Below are 25,708 nucleotides of genomic sequence, written 5' to 3'. Positions count from 1 at the left end.
GGCGGTTCTCCTGTCAGAACTTGTAGCGCGCGCCGACGTAGTACTGGCGCCCGGTGACGGTGTATTTGTCGGGCAGTTCCAGTGCGGAATCGACGTAGCGGCGGTCGGGGGTATCGAGCAGGTTGATGGCCTCAAACGTCAGCGACAGGTGGTCGCTGATCTTGTAGGACATGTTGAAATCGACGTTTTCCACGCTGTATTTGCCGGTGACATCGGCGGTGGCCAGGCGCTGGCCATCGAGGTTGTAGACGTCTTCCTGCGCGAGGATGTTGTTGATGTAGCCATCGCGGTAACTGGTGGACACGCGCGCACTGAAGCGGCCGTCGTCGTAGTAGACGGTGGCGTTGTAGGACTGCGGCGAGAGGTTGAGCAGGTCGCGCTCGGTGGTGGTGGTGGTGATGCTGGTATTGCTGTTGCCGGCGGTACTGAACAGGTAATTGATCTTGGAATCGACCTGCGTGTAGTTGAGCTGGATGCCGAAGTTGCGCCAGAAGCCGGGCAGGAAATCGAACGCCTGTTGGTAGGTCAGCTCGAAGCCCTTGAGCGTGCCACCGGGCGTGTTGAAGTAGCTCTGCACATTGAAAATTGTGTCCGGGGTGAAGCCTGCGGGCAGCAGATCCAGCGAGTAGCCCATCGCTTCCCAGGTGGTGAGCACGCGGGTGCGCTGCACGTAGCTGTCGATGTCCTTGTAGAACACCGCCGCCGACAACAGCGAGCCTTCGCGGAAATACCATTCGGCGCTGAGGTCGTAGTTGGTGGAGCGGAACGGGTCGAGCTTGGGGTTGCCCAGGTTGATCGAGAAGAAGCGCCCGTCATCGAAGAACTGGGTAGGGCCGCCGCTGACGCTGGGCGACAGATACGCCAGCGTGGGCCGCGCCATGGTCTTGGCCGCGCCGAAGCGCAGCACCACCTCATCGCTGACATCCCAGGAGAGATTCAATGAGGGCAGGATGTCGCGGTAGTTGTGGTTGACGGTGGTGGGCACCAGCAGGCGCTCGCCGGCCGCGGCGGTGGCGCTGGCCACGCCGAAGAACGATTCGCAGGCTGGCGAAATCGCACCGCTGGCAGTGGCCGTGCACGGCGCGTAGCCGCTGGCGGCAATCTGCGTCTGCACATAGCGCACGCCCAGGTTGCCGCGTAGCGCGCGGCCCCACAGGTCGGTGTTGAAGTCCAGCTGCAGGTAGGTGCCCAGGCTCTTTTCGTTGACCTGGAAGTTGTTGTTGGACGAACCGAAGTGGCCGACATCGGCCAACCGGTAATCGCCGCCCGGCACGCCGGTGTCGCAATTGCAATTGATGTTGAGCAGGTCGGCGACTTTCTGGAAATCCGGAATCACCCAACTGGTGGGGAAGTTGCCGTTCAAGCTGCGGCCAAAGCCATCCAGCGTGGTACTCAGGTCACCCACGCCCACGCCGGCCGGCAAGCCCTGCGCCAGGCGCCCGTAGGAGACATGCCGCGACTCCGACGTCTCCATGTCGTAGTCCTTGTAGGCCAACCCGGTGCGGAAGGTGAAGGTGGGGCTGATGTTGAATTCCAGGTCCACCTTGGCGGTGTCGAAGGTGTTGCTCACCGACTGCGGGTTGAGCCGCACCTCGCTGATGTTGGTGCCGCGCGCGGTGCCATTGCTGTTCACCGGCACCGCGCCATAGCCCAGCCATTGCCAGTTGTTGGCATCGGCGGCGTTGAACGGGAAGGTCATGCTCGGGTAGTCGCCACCGCCGCGGCGGTCCAGCACGAAGCCGTCCAGGTTGGTGTTGTCGAAACTCACCAGCGAGAACACCGGCCGCTCGTAATCGGAGGTGGAATGGCCGACCAGCGCGGTCATGCGCACCTGATCGTTGAAGCGGTGCTGCAGGTCCAGGCTGAATTGCTTGAACTCGGTGGATTCTTCGATGCTGCTGGATTCGGTGCGGTAGTCGACGTTGTCGAATACGCCGTAAACCAGGCGGTTTTGCTCGTCTACCTGCGCTTCGCGCACCGCAATCTGGGTCTTGCCGCCGAAGTTGGCGGTGCGGTGCAGATTGGCGCCGACCGAGTCTTCGCGCTGGTCCTTGTCCAGCTTGGAATACAGCATGTCGAAATTCAGCAGCGTGTCGTCGCTGACCTTGAATTGCAGCGCGCCGGTGACACCCAGGCGCTTGATCTCGTGATCGGTGCGGATGTAGCGCGGGTAGCGTGGAATCCACGCATCGGTGGCCGTTTCGTATGCCTGGATGTTTTCCGGTGTATTGGCCGGGCGCGCGATGCCGGTGCCGCAATTGGTGGCGCTGATGCCGTAGCTGCCCCAGCCGTTGTTGCGGTCCTGGTTGGCCTGCGAGCCCACGCCGGCGCGCGTTTCGTTCGACAACGGGTTGCGCGGTGTCTGCGGGTTGTAGCCCACCGGCGAGCAGAAGCCATAGGTGCCGTTGTTGGTGGCGGTGCTCTGGTTGGAGTTGCGGTAGTTGCCGTGCTCCCAGCGCACCGGGTTGTAGCCCTCTTCGCGCAGATGCCGCTCGCTGTAGGACACCGACATCAATGCGCCGAAGCGGCCATCGGCCCAGATGTTGCTGATCAGGCCGGAAACCCGCGGGTCTTGTTTGCGCGAGAGATCGTTGTAGCCGTACTGGGTGGAGGCCGCCGCTTCGAAGCCGTCGAAGTCGAACGGGCGCGAGCCGCGCAGATCCACCGTGGCGCCCAGCGAGCCTTCGTCGGTCTGCGCCGATTGGGTCTTGCTGATGGTGACGCGGCTGAAGAGTTCCGAGGCAAAGGTATTGAAGTCGAAGCCGCGGCTGCGGTTGACGCCATCGCTGCCGCTGCCGGCGGTGGCCAATGCTTCCAGGCCGTTGATGCGCACGCGGGTGAAATCCGAGCCCAGGCCGCGCACCGAAATCTGCTTGCCCTCACCGCCTTCGCGGTCGATGGACACACCGGCGATGCGCTGCATCGATTCGGCCAGATTCAGATCGGGAAACTTGCCGATGTCTTCGGCGTAGATCGCATCCACCTGCTCCACGCTGTAGCGCTTGGCGTCCAGCGATTGCTGCAGGCTTTCACGATAAGTGGCCTTGACCTGAACGCGGTCCAGGTCCACCGCATCGGCCGGGGTGGCCGGCGGGCCCACGGTTTGCGCGGCAACGCCGACACCGTGCAAGGCCAGAACGATGGCCACCGACAAACGCGCGGCGGACAGGCGGGCGCCCGCCTCTTGGGCAGGACGACACGAACGGGCTTGCATGATGCGGCTCTCTCCAGGGCACTGGGGTGCAATGACGCGCTCAGCCCCCCTAGGCCACCGGCGTCGAACGAAACATCACGCCCACCGCGTTGCATGCGTGCGTATCGGCAGCGCATGCACGGCGATCAAGCGTTTGGAATGGGGCCCGCTGCGCGTATGCGCAGCGGGCGGGTAACACTCAGAACTTGTAGCGCAGGCCCAGCAGGTACTGGCGGCCGGTTTCACCGTATTGCAGCGGCAGCTGGCCGGTGCGCGGCGACGACACCCATTCGTCGGAGGCTTCGTTGGTGAGGTTGATGCCTTCCAGGCTCAGTTCCAGCTGCTTGCTGATCTTGTAGCGCAGCGACGCATCGAGGATGGTGGTGCCGGTCATGCCGTGCACGCCGTCCACGTTGAAGCCGGCTTCCGCACCCGGTGCCTGGGTGAGGTAGTCGTCGCGGTTGGTGGCGGAGATGCGGCCTGCGAAGGTGTCGCCTTCGTAGAACAGCGTGGCATTCCACGACGAGCGCGACAGGCCGAGCAGGTCGTTCTTCATCACCGGTGCGCCACTGCTGGCCAGGTACTGGATCTGCGAATCCACCCAGGTGTAGTTGAGCTGCACGCCCAGGTTGGCCCACTTGCCCGGCAGGAACGTAAACGGCTGCACGTAGTTGGCTTCCACGCCCTTCAATTCGCCGCCCGGGGTATTGAGCGGGATGCTAAAGGCGAAGTCGTCATTGACGCTGGCGCCGGTGCCTTCCAGCAAGGACGCCGGCAGGCCGCTGCTGGAATACGGACGCACTTCGCGCGCGGTCTGGATGAAGCTTTCGATGTCCTTGTAGAACAGGCCCACACCGACCATCGCGCCTTCGTTGAAGTACCACTCCAGGCCGAGGTCGACGTTGGTGGCTTCGATCGGGTCCAGATCCGGGTTGCCGCCCGCCACGGTGCGCGCACCACCGGCCACGGCCACGGTCACGCCGGGCGTGAGGCTGCCCAGGCCGGGACGCGACATCACCTTGGCGGCGCCAAGACGCAGCAGCAGGTCCGGTGCCAGTTCGGCGACCAGGTTGAACGAGGGCAGCGTGTTGTTGTACTTGCGGCCCACGGTGGTCAGTGCCGGTGCGTTGTTGATCAACGCATAGCCGGTGGATTCCTGCTCGGTGCGCACGTAACGCACGCCGAAATTACCGGAGAACGGAATCGAGCCCAGGTCGGTGGAGAACTCGCCCATCAACCACACGCCGCGGTCTTTTTCTTCGACGCTACGGCTGTTGTTGACGCGCGGGGCCACAGCGAAGGTGCCGCTGTTGCTGTAGATGCCGAACTGGTCGGCCACGGCATCCAGGTTGGGCACGACCCACGCAGCGGGGCTGCCGTTGATGCCCTTGAGCCCGGCCTGTTCGGTGAGATCGGCCGGCACGATGCGCGTGCCATTGGCGAAGGTCGGCACCGACAGCTCGTTGGCGCGGCGCAACTCCACCGTGCTGAAGGTGTAGTTCTTGGCCAGCACGCCGCCTTTGAGGCGGAAGCCCGGGCTGATGTTCCAGTTGAAGTCGATCTGGCCGGTATCGAAGTCGTTGTCCACGGTCTGCGGACGCAGGCGGATTTCCGCCAGTTCCCAGCCGGTGGGATCGGTCGGGTTGATGCCGTAGTTCAGCACCGGCGCGCGGTTGTTGCCGCGGTAGTCGTAGCTGTACCCGTCGACGTCGTACTTGTCCATGATGATGGTGGTCTGCACCGGGTTCTCGTGCGCGGAGCGCGAGGTGCCGATGCGCGCGTTCATGCTGAAGTCGTCGCTGAAGCGGTGCTCCACGTCGAAACTGATCTGCTTGAACTCGGTGTTCCACTCGTCGTGGCGGTTTTCGGTACGGATATCGACGTTGTCGAATTCGCCATACACCAGCGCGTTGTTGCGGATCTCGCCGTTGCGCACAACGGTGGCCGGCTTGCCGACCAGCACCGGGCGCGCATTGCCGCCGCGGCTGAAGGAGATCGCTTCGATGTAGTGCTCATCGCGCTTGGCATCGATCTTGGAATACAGCATGTCCAGCGACAGCGTGGTGCGGTCGGAGGGCTTCCACTGCAGCGAGCCGGTGACGCCCAGGCGCTGCTGGTCGTGGATCTGCTGGGTGTAGCGCGGGAAGCGCGGGTGATACACGTCGGCCGAACGCGCCGCGGCAAACGGCGAGGTGGCGCTGAAGCCGCCGTTGCTCGGCCCATTGGCCCAACGGCCGGTGTTGGAGCCTTCTTCTAGCACTTCGCGTTCGGTGTAGGCCACCGACAGCAAGGCGCCGAAGGTGTTGTCGGCCCAGGTGTTGGAGATCAACGCGGCCACGCGCGGGTTGGCCTTTTCGGCCATCGCGTTGTAGCCGGCCTGGCCGCTGGCGGCGAAGGTGAAGCCGCTGTAGTCGAACGGGCGCGCAGTGCGCAGGTCGACGGTGGCGCCCAGCGAGCCCTCTTCCACATCGGCCGAGGCCGTCTTGCGGGCGATCAGCTGCGAGAACAGGTCCGAGGCGAACACGTTGAAGTCGAAGCCACGGCCGCGGTTGGTGCCGCCGCTCTGGTCGCCGGCGCCCACGGTGGTGAGCGCTTCCATGCCGTTGATGCGCACGCGGGTGAACTCCGGGCCCAGGCCGCGGACCGAGATGGCGCGGCCTTCGCCGGCTTCACGGGTGATCACCACGCCGGGGATGCGCTGCAGCGACTCGGCCAGGTTGAGGTCGGGGAACTTGCCAATGTCCTCCGCGACAATGGCATCGACCACGCCGGCTTCGCCGCGCTTGATGTCCAGGGCCTTTTCCACGCTGGCGCGGTAACCGGTCACCGTGACGGTGTCCAGGTCCACGGCAGGTTCGGCAGGGGTTTGTGCTGCATCTTGTGCGGCCGCGTGGCCGCTCAGTGCCAGGCCGATCGACAGCGCCAGCAAGGTAACCGGTGTCTTCCGGTTGGTGGTCCGAAATTGCATGTCCTCCCCTCCCAAGGGTCCATGAACAATGTGAAATGTCTGGTTGTGAGCGGCAATGACACCGCTGGTCAAAACGACGTTACCAGCTGAATCGCCCCGCAACATCTTGCAGCGCAGCAGAAAACGTCACCAAATTGGCCCCAAAGGGATGCAAGCCGTCACTGAGCGTCGCATCATGGTCATCGCCGGACGTGTCAGGCGACAGCTAGAATGACACCGATGGTCATCCTAACGCGCGCGGAATCCCCCACCCCGTGACGCACCACACAGCCGAGGTAATTGCCGTATGAGTCGTGCCCGCATCCTGTGCTTTGGTGAGTTGTTGCTGCGCCTGGGGGCGCCTGGTCACGAGCTGCTGTTGCAGCAACCGCGACTGGAGGTGCACTGCGGTGGCGCCGAGGCGAACGTGGGCGTGTCGCTGGCGCACTTCGGCCATGACGTGGCGATGGTGAGCACGGTGGCCGACAACCCGCTGGGCGCGGCGGTGCTGGGCGAGCTGCGCCGGCACGACGTCGATACCCGCCACGTGCGGCGGGTGGATGGCCGCATGGGGCTGTACTTCCTCACCACCGGTGCGATCCACCGGCCCAGCGAGGTGGTGTACGACCGCGCCGATTCGGCCTTTGCGCTGGCGCCGGCCGATGCCTACGACTGGCCGCGCCTGCTTGACGGTGCGCAGTGGCTGCACCTGTCCGGGGTCAGCCCCGCGTTGGGCGCCGATGTGGCCCAGGCCACGCTGGCCGCCGCCCGCGCCGCGCGCGCGGCCGGGGTGAAGGTGTCGTTCGACGGCAACTACCGGCCCAAATTGTGGCAGCGCTGGCAAGGCGATGCGCGCGGCATCCTGCACGACCTGTTCGCGTGTGCGGACGTGGTGTTTGCGGACTATCGCGACATCGGCGTGGTGCTGGGCGGCGAGTTTCCGCAGGACACGCTGGAAGCACGTGTGGAAGCGGCCGCGCAGCAGGCATTTGCGGCCTTCCCGCATCTGCAGCTGATGGCCTGCACCCAGCGCACCACCCACAACGTGGACCACCACAGCCTGGGCGCAATGCTGGTGCCGCGCGATGGCGAGGTGGCACGTGCGCCGAGCGAGGAACTCACCCCGATCATCGACCGCATCGGCGGTGGCGATGCGTTTGCAGCTGGTGTGTTGCACGGCCTGATCGAAGGCTGGTCGCTGGACGACACGGTGCGCTTCGGCCTGGCCGCCGGCTGCTTAAAGCACTCAATTCCGGGCGATTTCAATCCGCTCTCGGTGGCAGATGTGCAGGCGTGTGTGGGCGATGCGCGGTTTGATGTGAAGCGGTGAATCGGGAGTGGGGAATCTGACGTGGGGATGCGCGGCGTCCCCTGCCCATGCTGCCTTCCCTGCAATCGGGGACCGGCGCTTCTCGATAGACTGCAGGCCTTTCCGGATTTTCCGAGATATCTATGGATGCTTCCCATCAGACCGTGATGCTGCCATGAGCGGCATCGCGATCGCCGCCGCCCTCGTCGCCGCACTGATGGGCGGCGCATGCCCCTGCCCGTCCTACGCACAGACGCCGTCAGCCCAGCCGGGATGGATTGCCAGCTGGGCCACCAGCCCACAGGCCGGGGAGGCCGATGCGGAAGAGCCGCTGGCAAACATCGACGGGCAGACGGTACGGCAGCGTGTTCGCATGTCCATCGGCGGTACCCAGCTGCGTGTGCGCCTGTCCAACGAACTGAGTGCATCACCGCTGACCATTGGGTCGGCCTCCATCGCCGTGGCGAAGGATGCTTCGACCGTGGAACCAGCTTCGCTGCGTCAGCTCACCTTCGGCGGGCAGTCCTCCGTCAGCATCCCCGCAGGCGCTCCCATCCTCAGCGACCCGGTCGATCTGCAGGTTGCGCAGGGTGCACAGGTCGGCATCAGCCTGTTCTTTCCGGAGCGGGTCACGTCCAACACGCTGCACTCCCTGGCGCTCAAGCGCGCGGTGGTGAGCACACCCGGCGACCACACGCGAGAGACGTCCATCGCGCCGGCCGCGACGTCCACCTCGTCCATCGCGATCAGTGCGGTGTTGGTACCGCAGGCACGTGCGCAGCGGTTGCTGGTGGCATTCGGAGACTCGATCACCGACGGTGCGAGGTCCACGACCGACGCTGACCGCAGCTGGCCAGCCCAATTCGCACAGCGCGTGGCAGCGACCGACCCTGGCCTGTCCGTGGTGAATGCCGGGATCGCCGGCAATCAGTTGTCGCATGAGGGGTACGGCGCAAGCGGCTTGGCCCGCTTCGACCGGGATGTCCTGGCGCTGCCGGGCGTGACGCACATCGTGCTGCTGGAAGGGATCAACGACATCGCCGCGCCGGGGGTCAAGATCGGTTCGCGTTACTTTGCGCCGCCGACAGAGGTGAGAACCGCGGAGCACGTGATCAGCGCCTACCGGCAGCTCATCGCACGCGCGCACGACCATGGGATCAAGGTAATCGGCGCGACCTTGACGCCGTTCGCCGGCAATACAGTCCCCGGCTTTTACTCGCCGCAGAAAGAGGCGGCTCGGCAGACGGTCAACGCATGGATCCGCAACAGCCACGCGTTCGATGCAGTGATCGATTTCGATGCGGTGCTGCGCGATGCCGAGCATCCGCTCCAGCTTCAAGCCCGCTTTGCATCCCGCGACCGGCTCCACCCCAACGATGCCGGCTATGCGGCCATGGCGGACGCGATCGACGTGACGCTTTTCCGCTGAGCGCGCGCTACCTGTTATTCGCTGCGCTGACGCGTATCAGGCGGGCGCGCGGGCGCGGCGTTTGTTGGTGAACCATTTCAGCGTCGCGCTCAGCAGGACCACGCACAGCGAGGCCGGTACGCTGAAAAAAAGCGTGATCATCAGTGCGAACTGAAGCGGTGGCGCCGAGCCGTCTTGCATGACCACCGCACAGACAACGGCGGTAGTGATCACCAGATTGATGATGGCCTTGAGTGACCAGTGCAGCGTGGCGAACCGCAACAGCACGGCACAAATCACGCTGACCAACAGGGCCAGCAGCAGAAAAATGATTAATTTGTCCAACACGTCGTGCGCTCCATGCTGTGCGGATGAGATTCAAGGACGACGCTGCTTTTTAGCGATGTACAGACACGTCAGCGATTCGTCGCAACGCCTTGGCTGGCAGGCCAAAGCGTATGCGTCAAAGACACTGCGTGCTGCACAAGAGCCGTGACATGACGCCACGGCTCTTGCGAATCCCTAATCCCTAATCCCTAATCTCGGCAATCACCCCAACTCGATGCAATCGAACTTCACGTCCGGATCCACATCGGCGTCGTAATCCACGTCGTCGCGCTCGAAGCCGAACAGCTTGAGGAACTCGTGCTTGTAGCCGACGTAGTCGGTGAGGGCAAACAGGTTCTCGGTGGTGACCTGCGGCCACAGCGCCTTGCAGGCGTCCTGTACGTCGTCGCGCAGTTCCCAGTCGTCCAGGCGCAGGCGGTTCTGCTCATCCACTTCGGCGCGCTGGCCGTCTTCGCGGTACAGGCGCTCGCGGAACAGGCGGTCAAGCTGTTCGATGGTGCCTTCGTGCAGGCCCTTTTCCTTCATGATCTTGTAGACCATGGAGATGTACAGCGGCATCACCGGGATGGCCGCGCTGGCCTGGGTCACCACCGACTTGAGCACGGCCACATTGGCGCCGCCGCCACTGGCCTGCAGGCGCGCATCCAGCCGCTGAGCGGTGTGGTCCAGGTCGACCTTGGCCTTGCCCAGCGCGCCGTGCCAGTAGATCGGCCAGGTGATCTCGGTGCCGATGTAGCTGAAGGCCACGCTGCGCGCGCCCTTGGCGAGCACGCCGGCGCCGTCCAGCGCGTCGATCCACAACTCCCAATCCTGCCCGCCCATCACGGTGATGGTGTCTTCGATCTCCTGCTCGGTGGCCGGCTCGATCGAGGCCTGGATGATGGTGTCCTTGTTGGTGTCGATGGCGGTGGCGGTGTAGGTGTTGCCGATCGGCTTGAGCGCCGAACGCTTCACTTCCCCGGTGCTCGGCAGCTTGCGGACCGGCGAGGCCAGCGAATACACCACCAGGTCCACCTGCCCGCCCATCTCGGTCTTGATCAGCTCGATGACCTTGGCACGTGCTTCATCGGAGAACGCATCGCCATTGATCGATTTGCTGTACAGGCCGGCGGCCTTGGCATGCGTGTCGAAGGCAGCCGAGTTGTACCAGCCGGCGGTGCCGGCCTTCTTGTCGCTGCCGGGTTTTTCGAAGAACACGCCCAGCGTGTCCGCGCCGAAACCGAAGGCCGCGGTGATCCGCGAGGCCAGGCCGTAGCCGCTGGATGCGCCGATCACCAGCACCTTCTTCGGGCCGTCGTTGCGCACGCCGCGCGCACGCGTGGCGGCAATCTGGTCGAGCACGTTGCGCTCGCAGCCGAGGGGATGCGTGGTGGTGCAGATGAAGCCGCGCACTTTGGGATGGATGATCAACGTGGACTCCTGGTCAGCAAGATGCTGGCGGCATCTTAGGGCCTGACAGCGCGCTGGGGTAGGTCGCACGCGCCACCCAGGCGGTGCCTGCACACGCCCGCGGGGTGCGAATCGCTTGTGCGCCAACGCACTGCGCGCACCGGGCAGCGCGTGCGCATGCAGCGCGCGGACGTGCAACGGCGCGGCACGGAATGCGCTGGCTGGCGTGACGGCCAGTGCGTGCATCGGACTACGCGCGCTTCCACACGCTGCTGTATGGAAGCGTATCGGTCGGCAGCGCTGCGCACGCAACCGGTGCCTGTGCCGCAGGTGCAACGCCACCCGCCGATACTGAGGCAGCGCGCCTTCACCTCAGTGCGTGGGCGCCCGCAATGCACCTTCACACCACGCCATGGCGTGGCCACAGACGCAGCGCTGCGGACAGAGACCATGGTCGAATTTCGGCACCAGTGGCTGTGCTATGTTCCGGCCCTGCCGTGCCGTGCCTGTCCGCGCCCTATTGGCGATCGTCAAGGCCCCTTTCAGCTGTACGACCGGTAGTCAAGCGAATGTCCCTCCGAAGCGAGCGCGTCACGCAGCTGGGCTCTGTCCCGCGGTTCCGTCTTGGGCCGTTGCTGGTCGAGCCGGAGCGGCTCACGCTGATTGGCGACGGCGAAAACATCACGCTGGAGCCGCGCATGATGGAGGTGCTGGTGGCGCTGGCCGAGCGCGCCGGCGAGGTGATCAGCGCCGAGCAATTGCTGATCGATGTCTGGCACGGCAGCTTTTACGGCGACAACCCGGTGCACAAGACCATCGCCCAGCTGCGCCGCAAGCTGGGCGACGACAGCCGCCAGCCACGCTTCATCGAAACCATCCGCAAACGTGGTTACCGGCTGCTGCCGAAGGTGATCTTTCCCGAGGATTACCGCGGTGCGTTGCCGGGCATGGGTGCGTGGGGGCACGGCAGCCCGTACGTGGGCCTGCGCGCGTTCGACCCGGACCATGCGGAGGTGTTCTTCGGCCGCAGCCACGCCATTGCGCAGGTGCTTGCCGCGGTGCGTGCGCAGTTGCAGAGCCAGCGCGCGCTGGTGTTGCTTAGCGGGGCCAGCGGCTGCGGCAAGACCTCGTTGCTGCGCGCCGGTGTGGTGCCGTTGCTGGCGCAGCCCGGTGGGCTAGATGGCCTGCAGGCGGTGGCGGTGGCGTATTGCAGCCTGGCGGCGTGCCGCGGCGGTGATGTGGCCGACACGCTGACGCGTGCATTGACCGAGTGGGCAGCGGACGGGCGCGCGGTGTTTTCTGCCGCGCAGATGGCCACCTGCACGCAGTGGCTGACGCAGCCGGCGGCGTTGCATGCGGCCATTGCCGAGGCCATGCGCCACGCCGCCCCCGCGCGTGACACCGTGCAGACCCACCGCCATCTGTTGCTGGTGATCGACCATGCCGAAGCGCTGGTGGCCACACCTGGCATCACCGCACAGGACCGTGCTGCCTGCACGGCGTTGCTGCAGGCGCTCTGCGCCAGCACGCACGTGGCGGTGCTGATGGTGACCCGCAGCGATTTCTATCCGCGGCTGATCGAAGCGGTGCCGGAGCTGGTGGAGCTCAAACGTGGCGACGGCCATGTGGATCTGCTACCGCCGCGCGATGGCGAGATCGGCCAGATCATCCGCGTGCCCGCGGCGATGGCCGGGCTGCGTTTCGAAGAAGACCACGACAGCGCCAGCCGCCTGGACGATGTGCTGCGCGACGCCACCGCGCGCCAACCCGATGCACTGCCGCTGCTGCAGCATCTGCTGCAGGCGTTGCACGAACGCCGCAGCGACGATGGCCTGCTTACCTTTGCCGCATATCGCGCACTGGGTGGGCTGGAAGGCGCGCTGGCGCACCATGCCGAACAGACCTTCAGCGTCCTGCCGGCCCCTGCGCAGGCGGCCCTAGGCGACGTACTCACCCAGGTGAGCGTGATCCACCCCGACAGCGCGGCGGTCACCGCGCGGCGGGCGGTATGGTCGGCGCTGCCCGATGCCAGCGGCGCACGCGCACTGGTGGATGCCTTCGTGCAGGCGCGCCTGTTCGTCAGCGAACTGGTTGCCGGCGAGCCGGGCTTTGCAGTGGCGCACGAAGCCTTGCTGCGGCAATGGCCGCGCGCCAGCGAATGGATCCATGAAAATCGTCGCCTGCTGCAGGCACGCAAGCGCCTGCAACTGGCCGCGCAGCGCTGGGCCAGCGAGGGCCGCCGTGACGATCACCTGCTCAACAGCGGCCGCCCCCTGAGCGAGGCGCGCGAAGCGGCGCGGCGCATGCCGCAGGACCTGGACGCGCTGGACGTGGCGTTCCTGCACGCCTGCGAGCGCGCGCACCGGCAACGGCGCGGGCTGTATGCCGCGGCCGCCGCCTTGCTGGTGGTGCTGGCCAGCGCGTCGCTGCTGCTGGGCTGGCAGGCGCGCCAGGCGCAGCAAGTGGCCGAACAACGCCGCGACGAAGCGCAACAACTGGTGGGCTACATGCTGGGCGATCTGGCCGAGCAATTGCGCACCGTGGGCAACCTCAAACTGCTAGACAGCGTGGGCACGCGCGCACTGCGGTATCTGGAAGAACTGCCCAATGCCAGCATGCAGGCCGGCGATCTGATCAACCACGCCCGCGCCCTGCGCACCACCGGCGAAGTGCTGATGAATCAGGGCAAGCTGGACCAGGCGCATGCGGCCTTCACCCGCGCCGCAGCCACCGCCGCGCAGGCACGTACGCTTGCCCCGGATGTCTTGGAGGCGCATGCGGAAACCGGCCAGGCGGCGTATTGGCTGGGCACCATGGCCTACCGCAACAAGCAGTTTCCGTTGGCGCGCAGGCACTGGACGCAGTATCTGGCCGCGAGCGAATGGCTGGTGCGCGCCAAGCCGGACGATCCGCGCTGGCAGCTGGAGTTGTCGTACGCACTCAACAACCTTGCGATGCTGGCCACCACGCAAGGCAATGCCCCAACAGCGATTGGATTCTTTGCGCGCGACATCGCGCTCAAGCGCGTGCTGGTAGCGCGCACGCCGGACAACGCATCGCTGCGTTATGAATTGATCGACAGCTTGTCTGGGCTGAGCCTTGCGCAGGAAAACCAGGGCCTGCTGGCGCCGGCCGAGCAGGGCTATCGCGAGCAACTCGCCATGCTGCGGGTGCTGGTGGATAAAGACCCGGATGCACATGCGTGGCGGCGGCGCCTGGCTGGCTCGTTGATTCGCACGTCCAACCTGGCGCTGGCGCGTGGCCAGCTGGTGCAGGCGCAGCAAGATGCGCGCGAAAGTCTGCGTCTGCTGCAGCCGCTGGCGGCGCTGCAGCCGGACAATGTGGCGTGGCGGCGCGATCTGGCGCACGCCTATGCGCAGGCCGGCTGGGTAGCCGCGCTGGATGGGCACGCAGGGGACGCCACGCAGCAGCTTGCACGCGCGCAGCAGACCATGGCCGAGCTGCTGCAACAGGCGCAGCCACTACCGGAGTGGCAATGGCTGGATGCCATCATCGCGCTGCGTCTGCAGGCCGCGCGCGCACCACCACTGGCGCAGGACTTCGCCCCGATCGTGGCCCGGCTGGAAACCCTGCACGGCGCAAAACCCGATGAAGTTGTCGGTATTTCAGCGCTGGCCCAGGCGCTGGTCTGGCACGGCGAACAACGCGCCGCCGCCGGCGATGACGCTGGTGCGCGCACGGCGTGGCAACGCGCACTGGCGGTGCTCGGCAAGGACGCGGGCAACAGCCGCGACAAGAATTTGCTTGACCCCTGGATCCGCGCACACGTGCATCTGGGGCAACGCACCGCCGTTACGCAACAGCTCGGATGGCTGTACCAAGCGGGCTACCGCCACCCGGGATTCGTCTCCCTCTATGCCCCGCTTTTCAAAGGACAGGACAAGTCATGACGGAATTGAAGGCAAAAGAAAAAGGCAAAGCGAAACCGACCGTGATCATCACATTGACCGTGGCTCGCGTGGAGTTTGGCGGCAATACCGGAAAGGGCGAGTACTTCTACAGTTTCTCACCGGATCTGCTGCTGGTCGGCAAGGGACAACAGGACGTGACCCTGGTGTACCGCTTCGACGATGAGGTGCCTTATCAGTTCCGCATTCGTAGCCTGCTTAGCTCCGATGCGCATGATCAGATCAAGAAGCCCCACATTGCCGAAGATGGCCGCAGTGTTTCGGTCATGAACAAAAACAACAAGGCAACGCTGATCTTTTTCACCGTGATCATCGAAGATGAAAAACGCAAATTGCTGTTCAGCTGCGACCCGCAGGTAGGAAACGACCCGCAAATCTCCCCGCAGTAAGGCATGGCCGCACCTGTCTGGCGGCCTGCCGCTGGACAGGTGTTTGTGTTGCCGCCGATGGCGCATCACAGGTGGATGAGATGTACCGCCTGAGCGCGTGATGCTGCAACGGCGCGTTGTCGGGGTGTTCGCTGGACCATGCCCGCAAGACGGGCGCATCGCTCGGACAGATCCCACGCTGCCCGATATTCAGGGCGCTGCCAGCACTTTCAGATCGCCCCTGCGCGCACCCATGCGTGCGGCTGCAACCGTACGCCCGGCTCGGGCTCGTTGCTGAAAGCCACGTTGATCTGGCCGCGGATGGCCAGACCGCCCGGTACCCCGCCGTGGCCGTTCCAAGGCGGACAGGGGCGGTTGCGCGCGCAGGTCATTGAGCCCACGGCGATCGCCAGGCTGGCGCAAGGCAAGGACGCCGCCGCCTGCGGTGCCACCGCGCAGGGGGTGATCAGCACTTTGAGGTCGCGCTCGCTTGGAGGCAGGGTGTGCAGCGCGGCCCTTGCCCAGGCGCCGGGGAGTTCGGGCTGGGTGGGTGCCGCCCAGGCGCTGGTGGAGAGCAGGACGATCAACACGATGAGGTATCGGACCAGGCGCATGACGGACTCCGCAGCGGACCGGAGCGCGACGCGTCCCCGGGCGGCTCCCGTGGCCGCCGGACGACCTTCGTGGCTGGCAAGGCGCGTGACCTGACGGCAACCTTACGGTTGCTGCCGGAACCTGCCGAAGCGTGGAAATGCTTGCTGAAACAACCACATGCGCAGATCACGCGTTGGTCGCAACGGGCCTGTTCCGCAGCCCACCGCAGCCGTTTGGAGACGGACAGGCCGCCGGATTCTGTCCATGAACTCCGGGTCTAGCGCGACCGGCCAGACCGAGCTCAACCAATAACCCGACGTCAACACCGCAAGGCCAACGCAAAGCCCCCTCCACTCACCGGGCCAGGGAATAGCTCTTCCGATTCCCGATTCCCGATTCCCGATTCCCGATTCCCGATTCCCGATTCCCGATTCCCCATTCCCGATTCCCCATTCCCGATTCCCCATTCCCGATTCCCGATTCCCCATTCCCAACTCCCCATTCCCCATTCCCCGCCCTCAAATCACCCGCAACGTAATCGCCTTCAGCACCGCACGGGTGCGGTCGCGGGTGCCGAGCTTGTCCAGGATGGTGGAGACGTAGTTCTTCACCGTGCCTTCGGCCAGGAACAGGGTGCGGGCGATTTCCTTGTTGGAATAGCCGCCGGCGAGCAGGCGCAGGATCGCCACCTCGCGCTCGTTGAAGGTCTCGCGCGGGGCCTGCTGGTCACGGAACTGGTAGCGGGCGCGTACCGGGTCGGTGCTGACCGGCTGCAGCAGGGTCTCGCCGGCCGCCACGCGGGCGATGGCTTCGTGCAGGTCGTCCGGCGCGGCGTCCTTGAGCAGGAACCCCTGCGCGCCGGCCTCGCAGGCACGCAGCAGCAGGTCGCTGTCGTCGAAGGTGGTGAGCAGCAGCACGGGGGTGCGGTCGCCGCGCGCGCGCAATTGTTCCAGCGCGGCAATGCCGTCCAGGCCGGGCATGCGGATGTCGCTGAGCACCACGTCCACGCGGTGCGTGGCCAGCGCATCGAGCAGGGCCTGGCCGTCGTCGGCCTCGCAGACCACGGTGATGCCCTGCTGCTGCAACAGCGCGCGCAAGGCCGCACGCACCAGCACCTGGTCATCGGCCAGGGCGATCCGGAGCGCGCTCATGCCGGCAGCCTGGCGGTGAGGTGCAGGCCGCCGTGGGCGGCGCGGCGCAGGTCGAGCTGACCACGCAGCGCGGCCAGGCGTTCGCGCATGCCGGCAATGCCGTTGCCTTCGTGGATCTGCTCGGCGCAGCGGCCATCGTCCTGGATGTCCACACACAATGCGCCGGCGTCGCAGCGCACCGCCACGGTCACCGTGTCGGCATCGCCGTGGCGGGCGGCGTTGGTCAGTGCTTCCTGCACCAGCCGCACCAGTGCTTCGGCCACCTGCGGGTCGCTCACGCGTACCTGCGCATCGATCTGCAGCCGCAATGCCGGCCGCGGGAACGGCGCGGCCAGCGCGTGCAATGCGGTGTGTAGATCCAGCCCGGCATCGTCGCGCAAGGACTGCACCACGCTGCGGATATCGCCCAGCAGCTCGCCGGATAACTGCTCCAGCATGCGCAGGTCCTCGCGCGGGGCCAGCGCCGGTTCGGCCCGCAGCAGGCGCAGGTGGATGCGCATGGCGGTGAGTTTGTGGCCGGCCACATCGTGCAGCTCGCGGGCCAGGCGCAGCCGCTCGGCGTCGCGGGCACTGTCGGCCAGCAGCGCGCGGGTGGCCAGCAGATCGGCATTGACGTAGACCAGCGCATCGCGGGCACGCTCGGCGCTGCGTGCGTAGTTGGCGGTGAGCGCGGCGAACGCCTGGAAGCTGGTGTAGATGGCCACCATCAGGAAGGGACGCGGCACACCCGCCTGCACGAACACCGCGTACATGGCCGCGTTCAACACCAGCATCAGCGCCAGCACCTGCGGCGGCTGCCAGCGCATGGCCGCCTGCGCGGCCACCAGCACCAGCAGCACCGGCGAGGTGCCGGTACGTGGTTCCAGCCAGATCAGTGTCACCGCCAGCAGGGCCTGCAGCAGCAGGGCCGCATGCTGTGGCAGCGGCCGTGGCGGCAGCAACGCGCGAAACAGGAACAGGGCGGTGAAGCCGATCACCGTGGCCCAGCGCCACAGCCCGTGCGGCGCGAGATCCTGGCCAAACGACAGGGCGACCGCGACGATGGTGAACACGCCGGCCAGGTTCAGGGGTTTGAGCAGATCACGCAGGAGAGTTGTCATGCGGCGATGCTGACCGCCGCACCCGCCAACAGCAATGGCGGCGATGCAGAAAGTGACTTCCGGCAGGTGGGATCGATGACCTGCGGCCACTGTGGCCGGTGCCGCGCCTGGGCAGACTGGAGTCACTGGCCGAGTGACGGTTCTGCCAGGTGATGCTGGCGCCTGGAAACATGCTGCGGGGCACCGGCAGCACCGGCCTTGCAGATGCGGCCCTTCTTCACCGTGCACACCGTCGCCCTGGCGCATCGCTCCTCACCATCACCCTCATTCCTGGAGTCACCCATGTCTGCATCTCATCTGCTCACCGCGCTCAGCCTGCTTTGGGTGGGCTACGAACTCTGGCTGCGCCGGCAACGTCGCGCCGCCGATGGCGGGGCGCACGACCAAGGCACGCTGGGACAGTTGTGGCGGGTGTTGTCGCTGTCGATCGCGGTGGCGGTGGGGCTGGCCTTCGCCGGCATCAGCCACTGGCCGCCGGCCTGGCAGGAGCCGCTGCGCTGGGGTGCCTGCGCGCTGATCGCCGGCGGCCTGGGGCTGCGGGTGTGGGCGATCCAGGTGCTGGCGCGCTGGTTCACGGTGGATGTCACCATCCAGGCCGACCACCAACTGGTGCGGAGCGGCCCATACCGCTGGTTGCGCCACCCCTCCTACACCGGCGCGTTGCTGTGCTTCTACGGAATGGCGCTGGGCATGGGCAATGCGCTGTCACTGCTGGTGATCGTGCTGCCGGTGACCTGGGTCTTCCTGCGCCGCATCCGCGTGGAAGAAGCCGCGCTGCGCCACGCCTTCCCCACCCGCTACGCCGAGTACGCCACCCAGAGCTGGCGCCTGCTGCCACTGGTGTGGTGAATACGCACGCGGTCACAGCGGCAGATCCCCGCGTGGCGGCGCTTCGTCAGGCTGGACAGAGATTCGGTGTGCATGGCGCCTGCGGTGCTGCCGCTACGCTGTGGCGCCACCGCAGGCGCAGCGTGATAGCGAAGAGGCCGTGTTTTAACCGTGGCGGCGCATCCGGGCACATCCGGGCCGGCCGCCTGCATCGCTGTACACCCACGTGTGCGCGTTGGCCGCGACGGTTCGCGCCACGGGCGATCGTCTTACACTCTGAGGCTGCCCCCGCCGCCCCCGCCTTCGATGATCATTTCTGCCGCTTCCGATTACCGCGCCGCCGCCGAAGCCCGTTTGCCGCCGTTCCTGTTCCATTACATCGATGGCGGCGCGTATGCCGAACACACCTTGCGGCGCAATGTCTCGGACCTGGCGGATATCGCGTTGCGTCAGCGCGTGCTGCGCAACATGTCCGATCTCAGCCTCAGCACCGAGCTGTTCGGCGAGACGCTGGCCATGCCGGTGGCGCTGGCACCGGTGGGGCTCACAGGCATGTATGCACGCCGCGGCGAAGTGCAGGCCGCGCGTGCAGCCGCTGCGCGTGGCATTCCGTTCACGCTGTCCACGGTGTCGGTGTGCTCGATCGAGGAAGTGGCACCGGCGATCGACCGCCCGATGTGGTTCCAGCTGTATGTGCTCAAGGACCGCGGCTTCATGCGCAACGCGCTGGAGCGCGCCAAGGCCGCCGGGGTGACCACGCTGGTGTTCACTGTGGACATGCCCACGCCGGGCGCGCGCTACCGCGATGCGCATTCGGGCATGAGCGGGCCCAACGCCTCGCTGCGGCGCATGCTGCAGGCGATGACGCACCCGCGCTGGGCGTGGGACGTGGGCCTGCTCGGCAAGCCGCATGACCTGGGCAATATTTCGACCTACCGCGGCAGCCCCACCGGATTACAGGATTACATCGGCTGGCTGGCAGCCAATTTCGACCCCTCCATCTCGTGGAAGGATCTGGAATGGATCCGCGAGTTCTGGACCGGGCCGATGGTGATCAAGGGCATCCTCGACCCGGAGGACGCACGCGACGCGGTGCGCTTCGGCGCCGACGGCATCGTGGTGTCCAACCATGGCGGGCGCCAGCTCGATGGCGTGCTGTCCAGCGCGCGCGCATTGCCGGCGATTGCCGATGCAGTGAAGGGCGAGCTGAAGATCCTGGCCGACTCGGGCATCCGCAGTGGGTTAGATGTGGTGCGCATGCTGGCGCTGGGTGCCGATGCCGTATTGCTCGGCCGCGCGTTCGTGTACGCACTGGCCGCCGGCGGCCAGGCCGGCGTGGAAAACCTGCTAACCCTGATCGAGCGCGAGATGCGCGTGGCGATGATCCTCACCGGCACGCATTCCGTGGCCGAGATCAGCGGCGACACATTGAGCCGGGTAACGCGCGAGGCGGCGGTTGTGCCTTGAGGCTGGGGATCGGGAATTGGGAATTGGGAATTGGGAATTGGGAATTGGGAATTGGGAATCGTTAGAGCATCGCGCGCGTACGGTTTTCGATGTCCTGGGCTTGCTGCTTTTGGTTGAGCTAGCAACAGGCATGGTTACCTCACAGCGACCAACTCCGCGCCCTTCGTAGGAGCGCGCTTGCGCGCGATGGGGCATCACCGGGACAGCTTCATCGCGCGCGAGCGCGCTCCTACGTGAGAGGTGCTGCCCTCAGCTATTCCGATCATATCTAGCGCACGCCACCGGCAAAGTGCCGCAGGCCCATCATGCATGATCTGTCCCTGGCACCTAGCCGGGCAAAATCTGCACCCAGCACCTAGCCAGGCAACACCTGCTTCAACGCCAGCACTTCCGCCCAGGGATCCTTGCGCTGACGCTTTGCGCGCTGCACGGCCTTGTCCAGCGGGAACGCATCCGGGCCGCTGAGTTTGCCCAACTCCTCCCAGCGCAGCGGCACCGCCACGGTGGCGTGCTCGCGCGCGCGTAGCGACCACGAACACACGCTGGTGTTGCCGCGCCCGTTGCGCAGCCAATCAATAAAAATCACGCCGTGGCGCTTGGCCTTGCTCATGGTGGCCACGTAACGCTCCGGGGCCTGGGTGGCCAAGGCCTGTGCGAAGGCTTCGCAGAAATCACGTGCCTGGTCCCAGCTGGCTTGCGGCACGATCGGCACCACCACGTGCAGCCCTCTTCCACCCGACAGGCGCACGACGCTTTCGAGCCCGGCCGCACGCAACTTGCTGCGGATCTCGCGTGCGGCCGCCACCACCTGCGTCCAGGCCACGCCGTCACCCGGATCCAGGTCGAACACCAACCGGTCGGGGTGCTCGGGGTCATCCACCCGCGCGCCCCAGGGATGCAGCTCCAGGGTGTTCATCTGCACCAGTTCCAGCAGCCCGGCTACGTCTTCGATGTACAGATAATCTTCGGTGCCGCTCTTCTGCTTGAGCGGGATGGCCTTGATGTGCGCACCTAGATGGCGGCCTTCGTGCTTCTGGAAAAAGCACGCACCCGCAGCGCCATCGGGGCAGCGCAACAACGACAACGGCCGGCGCGCGATCTCCGGCAACACCAGCGGTGCAACCGCGCGGTAATACGCGGCCACATCGCCCTTGCTGATGCCGGCGGCAGGGAACACCACGCGCTCGGGATGGGTAATGGCAATGCCGTCTGGCGCGGTAGAGGCCGATGCCTTCGTTTTCCGTGTGGATGGCGCTGCCGTTGCTGTCGAGGTTTTCCTGGCCGATGACGTAGCTGGTATGCGTGCCGTTTTGGACGATGCGGCTTTGGTCGGCGTGGCCGGCTTGCCGGACGCTGCGGACCCGCTGCGCTTGCCCGACCTCGCCGCAGACGATGCGCTGGCGGCAGCCACCACGCCTCGTGTGGTCACACGTGGCGAGGCATTGCCCGTGGCCGCTGCTGACGACTTGCCCGGCTTTCCTGGCTTGGCAGCGGAACTGGCTGCAGATGCCACACGTTGTTTGGCGACACGCGACCGTGTGCTGACCTCGGCCGCAGTGGAAGACTTGCCCGCCTTCCCCGGCTTTGCAGCCGAACCGCCAGCCGATACCGTCGCAGTGCGCGTCGCTGCAGCACGTGAGGCCTTGCCCGCAGCAGCTGCAGCCGTCCGCGTGCGTGCTCCCCGCGCCTTGCCCGGCGTGGCGCGGTCGCCGCCCAGATCGCTCATTGGTTTGTCCTCGCGTAAACGCTTGAAGGCCGCCTGCCGCAGCAGGCCCTGCTTGGCCCAACCGCGAAACGCCACCTCGGCAATCAACACCGGGCGTACCCAGTGCACATCGCGCGGCCGGCCGGGAATGTGCGCGGGCAATTCCAGCGTGGGCTGCGGGCTGTGCAATGCCTGCAATTGCGCGGTGATCTCGCCGAGCAGGGCACTGTCGAAACCGGTCCCGACCCGGCCCACGTAGCGCAGCTGCGTGCCCACCAGCTGTGCTAGCAACAGGGCGCCAAACCCGCTGCGTGCGCCCTTGGGGTCGGTGTACCCCACCACCACGAACTCGTCGCTGTCTTCGTGCTTGGTCTTGACCCAATCGGCGCTGCGCCCGCCACGGTACGGCGCGTCCGCGCGTTTGCTGACGATGCCTTCCCAGCCTTTGTCGGCACTGGCGGCGAACACCTCCGGTCCGCGGCCGATCACATGCGCGCTATAGGCCAGCGTGCCCGGTGTTTCGCCGAGCAACGCACGCAACAACTGCTTGCGCTCCAGCAGCGGGGTGGCGCGCAGATCCACGCCGGCAACGCCGAGCAGATCGAACACCAAGTAGCGCAACGGTTGACGCGCAGTGCCGTCGATGGCGCGTTGCAGCGCGGAGAAATCGCTGCGGCCTTGCGCGTCGAGCACCACCAGTTCGCCATCCAGGCGCGCATCGCGCACCGGCAATGCCTGCACGGCTTTGGCAACTTCCGGAAAGCTGTCCGTCCAGGCCTGATCGTTGCGCGAGCGCAGCTGCGCCTGGCCATCGACCAGATCGGCCAGCAACCGGTAACCATCCCACTTGATCTCGTGCAGCCACTGCGCACCATCCGGCGCCTCAGCGCGTAGCAACGTCAGTTGTGCGCGCAAGCCGGTAGGGCAGGCCGCATCGCGCGCGCCCGGCAAGGCCAGTGCACGCGTGCGCCAGTGGGCCTGTGTGGCTGCGGAAGCACGCGGGCGGCTGGCGGATGCGGATTGTTCTGTCACCAACGCCTCGGCCGGCGTGCGTCGACGACGGCTGGCCTTGGCACGGCGCGCCGGCACGGCGGCGGCCGATGGAGTCTCAATCGCCCGCGCTGTGGCGTCGGAATCGGCCACCAACGCATCGGCATCCAGATCGGCGGCATGGGCGTCGTCGCGCTTGATCAACAACCACTGCGGCTGGCGTCCACGCAAGCGGGTGCGTACCAGTGCAAAGCCACCGCGCAGCTTGTCGCCCTGCAGGTCAAAGTCCAGCTTGCCGGCATCCAGCGCCGCCAACGCATCGCCGTCGCAGTGCCAGGTGCCGTGGTCGAATACCTGCACGTGTCCCGCCCCGTACTGCCCTTGCGGGATGTCGCCCTCGAAGCCCGCGTACGCAAGCGGGTGATCCTCCACCTGCACCGCCAGGCGTTTTTCGCCAGCACGCAGCGACGGGCCCTTGGGCACCGCCCAACTCTTGAGCACGCCATCGGCTTCCAGGCGAAAGTCGTAATGGCGCGAACTGGCGTGATGCAGTTGCACCACGAAGATCGGCTGCCGATGCGCTGTCGCCGCGGCGTCATCGGCCGGCTCCGGGGTCTGGTCGAAGCGGCGCTTGCGGGTGTAGTCGCGCAACGACATCGGCGCTTACCCGGCCTTGCGCCGCGGCGCCGCCTTCTTGGTGGCTTTCGTGGCGGTTTTCTTGGTCGCTTTCTTTGCCGCCTTCTTGGTGGCGGTTTTCTTGGCCGGCGCCGTGTCAGCCGCGGCCGTGGTTTTCTTTGCCGGGGTACGCGTATTGGCTTGCAGGCTTTTTTGCAGCAACGACATGAAGTCCACCACGTTGGTGGTGGCGTCTTCGTGCGGGGCCGGTTCGTCGTCCACCTGCGTGGTGCCGCCCTTGGCGTGGATGCGCTTGCGCAAGATCTGCTCGAGCTTGCCGCGGAACTCGTCGTGGTAATCCTCCGGCTGCCACTTGCCGGACATCGACTCGATCAGCTGCTTGGCCATCTCCTGCTCCTTGGCGGTGATGCGGTACTCGCTCACCGCCCCGGACGGCAGCTTGAAATCTTCCGGGTCCACCACTTCCTGCTGATAACGCAGCAGCAGCAGGATCAACGCATCGCCCTGCGGCATCACTGCGGCCAGGTATTCGCGGGTGCGGATCACCACCTTGGCAATGCCTACCTTGCCGGTATCGCGCAAGGTCTCGCGCAGCAGCACATAGCCTTTTTCGGCCTTCTTGCCGGGCACCAGGATGTAGGGCTTTTCGAAGTAGCGCGGGTCGATGTCGGCGGCATCGACAAAGGTCTCGACTTCCACCGTCTCGTGACTTTCCGGCGCTGCGGAGCGGATGTCCTGCTCCTCGACGATCACATAGCTGCCCTTGTCGTACTCGAAGGCCTTGACGATTTCCTTCCACGGCACTTCATCGCCGGTGTCGGCGTTGACGCGCTCGAAGCGGATAGGCTTCTTGTCGCGCGAATCGAGCATGCGAAAATGCAGGTCCACCTTGCGCTCGCCCGACATCAGCGAGACCGGCACGTTGAGCAGGCCAAACGACAGCGTTCCGGTCCAGATCGGTCGTGCCATCAGTGCGCCACTCCATGCACGGCCGCATCGGGAATATGGTCCAGCGCCAGCCAAGCGTCCTCGACCACATCGCGGGCATGCGGCCAGTCCAAGCGCGAGTCGCCACGCATGCTTTCCCACTGTGCGGCCAGTGCCTGCTCGCATTGCAGATCTGCACCGCGTGGCCAGTCGGCGGCGTGGGTGATGCGGGCGAAGGCATATGCAGGAGAGAGATCGCGCCAGGTGGGCCCGCCGCGCCGGCGACGGCGCTGGAAATCGGCCACGCTGTAACAGTGGAAATCCTGCGCAACACCTGCCGCATCGCTCTGCGGCGTACGGCGCTTGCGCTCGGTTGGTGCCGGCGCAGCGTGCGCGCTGAACAGGCGACGATCGGGGCGACGGTCCAGGGGGCGCATGGCGGACTCCACGTGCTGGCGTTTGGGGGAGCACAGCAGTAACGCGGGCGCCGTGAGCCATGCGTGAGAAATTCGCTTGCAAACTGCGATTTGCGTCGCCTTCACCACCGACGCGGTGAACTGCGTACCCGACCCTGCTGGAGACCTACGATGTCCCGTGACCCACTACGCGATCAGCCGACGCATCCCGGCGAACAGCATGGCAAGCGTGACGCCGAACATTACGAAGACCGTGGCGCCGGCGACGCCCCCGAGACCGTCATTCCCGCCGACGACGATACGCCCGCCAAGACGCCCGGCACTGCGCCGTAAGCGGCGCGCGTTGGACTGCGTGCGGGATGTTGCAGGCGCCGGGAGGCTGCGGCGGGAAAGCTTCATCGCGCGCAAGCGCGCTCCTACCAGGGCGTGGTAATTGCGCCAAGGTGTCGTGAGCGCGAGCGCTAGGTGTTTGAGGCTTTTAGCGCATTCAGAACTGGATGCGCTGTGCCTTGGGAATTTCTCGGAAAACTGTGGCGAGTGATCCGGGCGCCCGGTTGATCTTGGCCCTGCGCGCTATTTGGTATTCAGCCAACAAGCGAGGTCGTTACACGTCTGCCAACCCCCGCGCAGGGTTACACCCGCTTGGCCAGCTGCAGCTGCGCGAATTCGTCGTCGCTAAACAGGCGCGAGCGCACCAAAAAACGCACGCCCTCGCCGTTTTCCAGCGAAAACATCCCGCCGCGCCCGGGCACCACATCGATGATCAGCTGCGTGTGCTTCCAGTATTCGAACTGCGGCGCGCTGATATAAAACGGCGCACCACCGATCTCGCCAAGCAGCACATCACGGTCGCCCACAATGAAGTCGCCCACCGGGAAGCACATCGGCGACGACCCATCGCAGCAGCCGCCAGATTGATGGAACAGCACGTCACCGTGACGCGCACGCAAGGTGTCGATCAGCTGTAGTGCGTGCAGGGTCGCCATGACCTGCAGTGGTAGAG

The 25,708-nt window shown here is 65.9% G+C and carries 18 protein-coding genes; 7 read left to right on the top strand and 11 right to left on the bottom strand.

Going from position 1 to position 25,708, the window contains the following annotated elements:
• Positions 1–13: 13 nt before the first annotated feature.
• Entirely contained in the window at positions 14–3,214 is a 3,201-nt protein-coding gene (locus tag QRM60_RS16525; protein WP_285446631.1) for a TonB-dependent receptor, read from the bottom strand.
• A 178-nt stretch (positions 3,215–3,392) separates the two neighbouring features.
• Positions 3,393–6,161: a TonB-dependent receptor gene (locus QRM60_RS16520; protein WP_011035377.1), complete on the bottom strand. Its 2,769-nt coding sequence runs from the start codon at positions 6,159–6,161 to the stop codon at positions 3,393–3,395.
• Positions 6,162–6,447: 286 nt separating this feature from the next.
• On the opposite strand from QRM60_RS16520, the gene QRM60_RS16515 reads away from it, so the two are divergent.
• Positions 6,448–7,470, top strand: coding sequence for a sugar kinase (locus QRM60_RS16515; RefSeq protein ID WP_285446630.1), 1,023 nt, complete (start codon positions 6,448–6,450; stop codon positions 7,468–7,470).
• Between the two features lie 154 nt (positions 7,471–7,624).
• Positions 7,625–8,878, top strand: coding sequence for an SGNH/GDSL hydrolase family protein (locus QRM60_RS16510; protein ID WP_285446629.1), 1,254 nt, complete (start codon positions 7,625–7,627; stop codon positions 8,876–8,878).
• A gap of 36 nt (positions 8,879–8,914) precedes the next feature.
• Here QRM60_RS16510 and QRM60_RS16505 read toward each other — a convergent pair whose 3' ends face one another.
• Positions 8,915–9,202 carry a hypothetical protein gene (locus tag QRM60_RS16505; RefSeq protein WP_042595570.1) on the bottom strand — a complete coding sequence of 96 codons (288 nt, stop codon included), beginning with the start codon at positions 9,200–9,202 and terminating at the stop codon, positions 8,915–8,917.
• Between the two features lie 204 nt (positions 9,203–9,406).
• Entirely contained in the window at positions 9,407–10,615 is a 1,209-nt protein-coding gene (fabV, locus tag QRM60_RS16500; RefSeq protein ID WP_042595545.1) for an enoyl-ACP reductase FabV, read from the bottom strand.
• Positions 10,616–11,163: 548 nt separating this feature from the next.
• Between fabV and QRM60_RS16495 the strand changes: the two genes are divergently transcribed.
• Both QRM60_RS16495 and QRM60_RS16490 read left to right on the top strand, forming a co-directional pair.
• Positions 11,164–14,505, top strand: coding sequence for a winged helix-turn-helix domain-containing protein (locus QRM60_RS16495; protein WP_285446628.1), 3,342 nt, complete (start codon positions 11,164–11,166; stop codon positions 14,503–14,505).
• Positions 14,502–14,912, top strand: coding sequence for a hypothetical protein (locus tag QRM60_RS16490; RefSeq protein ID WP_042595542.1), 411 nt, complete (start codon positions 14,502–14,504; stop codon positions 14,910–14,912). Before QRM60_RS16495 ends, QRM60_RS16490 begins: the two co-directional genes overlap by 4 nt.
• A gap of 209 nt (positions 14,913–15,121) precedes the next feature.
• On the opposite strand, the gene QRM60_RS16485 is transcribed toward QRM60_RS16490, so the two are convergent.
• The 3 genes from QRM60_RS16485 to QRM60_RS16475 form a co-directional block, all read right to left on the bottom strand.
• Complete coding sequence (locus tag QRM60_RS16485; RefSeq protein WP_228427113.1) at positions 15,122–15,505, bottom strand: hypothetical protein; 384 nt, start codon at positions 15,503–15,505, stop codon at positions 15,122–15,124.
• Positions 15,506–16,003: 498 nt separating this feature from the next.
• Entirely contained in the window at positions 16,004–16,636 is a 633-nt protein-coding gene (locus QRM60_RS16480; protein ID WP_115006573.1) for a response regulator transcription factor, read from the bottom strand.
• Complete coding sequence (locus QRM60_RS16475) at positions 16,633–17,736, bottom strand: histidine kinase (protein WP_285446627.1); 1,104 nt, start codon at positions 17,734–17,736, stop codon at positions 16,633–16,635. The genes QRM60_RS16480 and QRM60_RS16475 overlap by 4 nt, the downstream gene beginning before the upstream one ends.
• Before the next feature lie 282 nt (positions 17,737–18,018).
• On the opposite strand from QRM60_RS16475, the gene QRM60_RS16470 reads away from it, so the two are divergent.
• Complete coding sequence (locus tag QRM60_RS16470; RefSeq protein WP_285446626.1) at positions 18,019–18,585, top strand: PEMT/PEM2 methyltransferase family protein; 567 nt, start codon at positions 18,019–18,021, stop codon at positions 18,583–18,585.
• A 285-nt stretch (positions 18,586–18,870) separates the two neighbouring features.
• Complete coding sequence (lldD, locus tag QRM60_RS16465; RefSeq protein WP_115557111.1) at positions 18,871–20,031, top strand: FMN-dependent L-lactate dehydrogenase LldD; 1,161 nt, start codon at positions 18,871–18,873, stop codon at positions 20,029–20,031.
• A 355-nt stretch (positions 20,032–20,386) separates the two neighbouring features.
• On the opposite strand, the gene ligD is transcribed toward lldD, so the two are convergent.
• Genes ligD through QRM60_RS16450 form a run of 3 tightly spaced genes read right to left on the bottom strand, consistent with a single transcriptional unit; the run spans position 20,387 to position 24,726 of the window.
• On the bottom strand, positions 20,387–23,383 hold the full coding sequence (gene ligD, locus QRM60_RS16460) for a non-homologous end-joining DNA ligase (RefSeq protein ID WP_285446625.1): 2,997 nt from the start codon (positions 23,381–23,383) through the stop codon (positions 20,387–20,389).
• 6 nt (positions 23,384–23,389) lie between these two features.
• Complete coding sequence (locus QRM60_RS16455; RefSeq protein ID WP_285446624.1) at positions 23,390–24,331, bottom strand: Ku protein; 942 nt, start codon at positions 24,329–24,331, stop codon at positions 23,390–23,392.
• Positions 24,331–24,726, bottom strand: a complete 396-nt coding sequence (locus QRM60_RS16450) for a hypothetical protein (RefSeq protein WP_161960711.1) — start codon at positions 24,724–24,726, stop codon at positions 24,331–24,333. Before QRM60_RS16450 ends, QRM60_RS16455 begins: the two co-directional genes overlap by 1 nt.
• 150 nt (positions 24,727–24,876) lie before the next feature.
• On the opposite strand from QRM60_RS16450, the gene QRM60_RS16445 reads away from it, so the two are divergent.
• Positions 24,877–25,038: a hypothetical protein gene (locus tag QRM60_RS16445; protein ID WP_014506038.1), complete on the top strand. Its 162-nt coding sequence runs from the start codon at positions 24,877–24,879 to the stop codon at positions 25,036–25,038.
• Between the two features lie 299 nt (positions 25,039–25,337).
• Here QRM60_RS16445 and QRM60_RS16440 read toward each other — a convergent pair whose 3' ends face one another.
• Complete coding sequence (locus tag QRM60_RS16440; RefSeq protein ID WP_161960838.1) at positions 25,338–25,691, bottom strand: DUF779 domain-containing protein; 354 nt, start codon at positions 25,689–25,691, stop codon at positions 25,338–25,340.
• Positions 25,692–25,708: the final 17 nt, after the last annotated feature.

It is taken from the genome of Xanthomonas sp. fls2-241-TYG-148 (genome assembly GCF_030208815.1).
GTDB classification, from domain to species: Bacteria; Pseudomonadota; Gammaproteobacteria; order Xanthomonadales; family Xanthomonadaceae; genus Xanthomonas; species Xanthomonas campestris.
The sequence above is the reverse complement of the archived record's forward strand: the minus strand, read 5'-3'. Positions and strand labels throughout refer to the sequence as shown.

What these genes read in the sequence shown, in the direction of transcription:
- QRM60_RS16525 (WP_285446631.1), bottom strand. Translation starts at nt 3,214, where the DNA reads ATGCAAGCCCGTTCGTGTCGTCCTGCCCAAGAGGCGGGCGCCCGCCTG.
- QRM60_RS16520 (WP_011035377.1), bottom strand. Translation starts at nt 6,161, where the DNA reads ATGCAATTTCGGACCACCAACCGGAAGACACCGGTTACCTTGCTGGCG.
- QRM60_RS16515 (WP_285446630.1), top strand. Translation starts at nt 6,448, where the DNA reads ATGAGTCGTGCCCGCATCCTGTGCTTTGGTGAGTTGTTGCTGCGCCTG.
- QRM60_RS16510 (WP_285446629.1), top strand. Translation starts at nt 7,625, where the DNA reads ATGAGCGGCATCGCGATCGCCGCCGCCCTCGTCGCCGCACTGATGGGC.
- QRM60_RS16495 (WP_285446628.1), top strand. Translation starts at nt 11,164, where the DNA reads ATGTCCCTCCGAAGCGAGCGCGTCACGCAGCTGGGCTCTGTCCCGCGG.
- QRM60_RS16490 (WP_042595542.1), top strand. Translation starts at nt 14,502, where the DNA reads ATGACGGAATTGAAGGCAAAAGAAAAAGGCAAAGCGAAACCGACCGTG.
- QRM60_RS16485 (WP_228427113.1), bottom strand. Translation starts at nt 15,505, where the DNA reads ATGCGCCTGGTCCGATACCTCATCGTGTTGATCGTCCTGCTCTCCACC.
- QRM60_RS16480 (WP_115006573.1), bottom strand. Translation starts at nt 16,636, where the DNA reads ATGAGCGCGCTCCGGATCGCCCTGGCCGATGACCAGGTGCTGGTGCGT.
- QRM60_RS16475 (WP_285446627.1), bottom strand. Translation starts at nt 17,736, where the DNA reads ATGACAACTCTCCTGCGTGATCTGCTCAAACCCCTGAACCTGGCCGGC.
- QRM60_RS16470 (WP_285446626.1), top strand. Translation starts at nt 18,019, where the DNA reads ATGTCTGCATCTCATCTGCTCACCGCGCTCAGCCTGCTTTGGGTGGGC.
- lldD (WP_115557111.1), top strand. Translation starts at nt 18,871, where the DNA reads ATGATCATTTCTGCCGCTTCCGATTACCGCGCCGCCGCCGAAGCCCGT.
- ligD (WP_285446625.1), bottom strand. Translation starts at nt 23,383, where the DNA reads ATGTCGTTGCGCGACTACACCCGCAAGCGCCGCTTCGACCAGACCCCG.
- QRM60_RS16455 (WP_285446624.1), bottom strand. Translation starts at nt 24,331, where the DNA reads ATGGCACGACCGATCTGGACCGGAACGCTGTCGTTTGGCCTGCTCAAC.
- QRM60_RS16450 (WP_161960711.1), bottom strand. Translation starts at nt 24,726, where the DNA reads ATGCGCCCCCTGGACCGTCGCCCCGATCGTCGCCTGTTCAGCGCGCAC.
- QRM60_RS16445 (WP_014506038.1), top strand. Translation starts at nt 24,877, where the DNA reads ATGTCCCGTGACCCACTACGCGATCAGCCGACGCATCCCGGCGAACAG.
- QRM60_RS16440 (WP_161960838.1), bottom strand. Translation starts at nt 25,691, where the DNA reads ATGGCGACCCTGCACGCACTACAGCTGATCGACACCTTGCGTGCGCGT.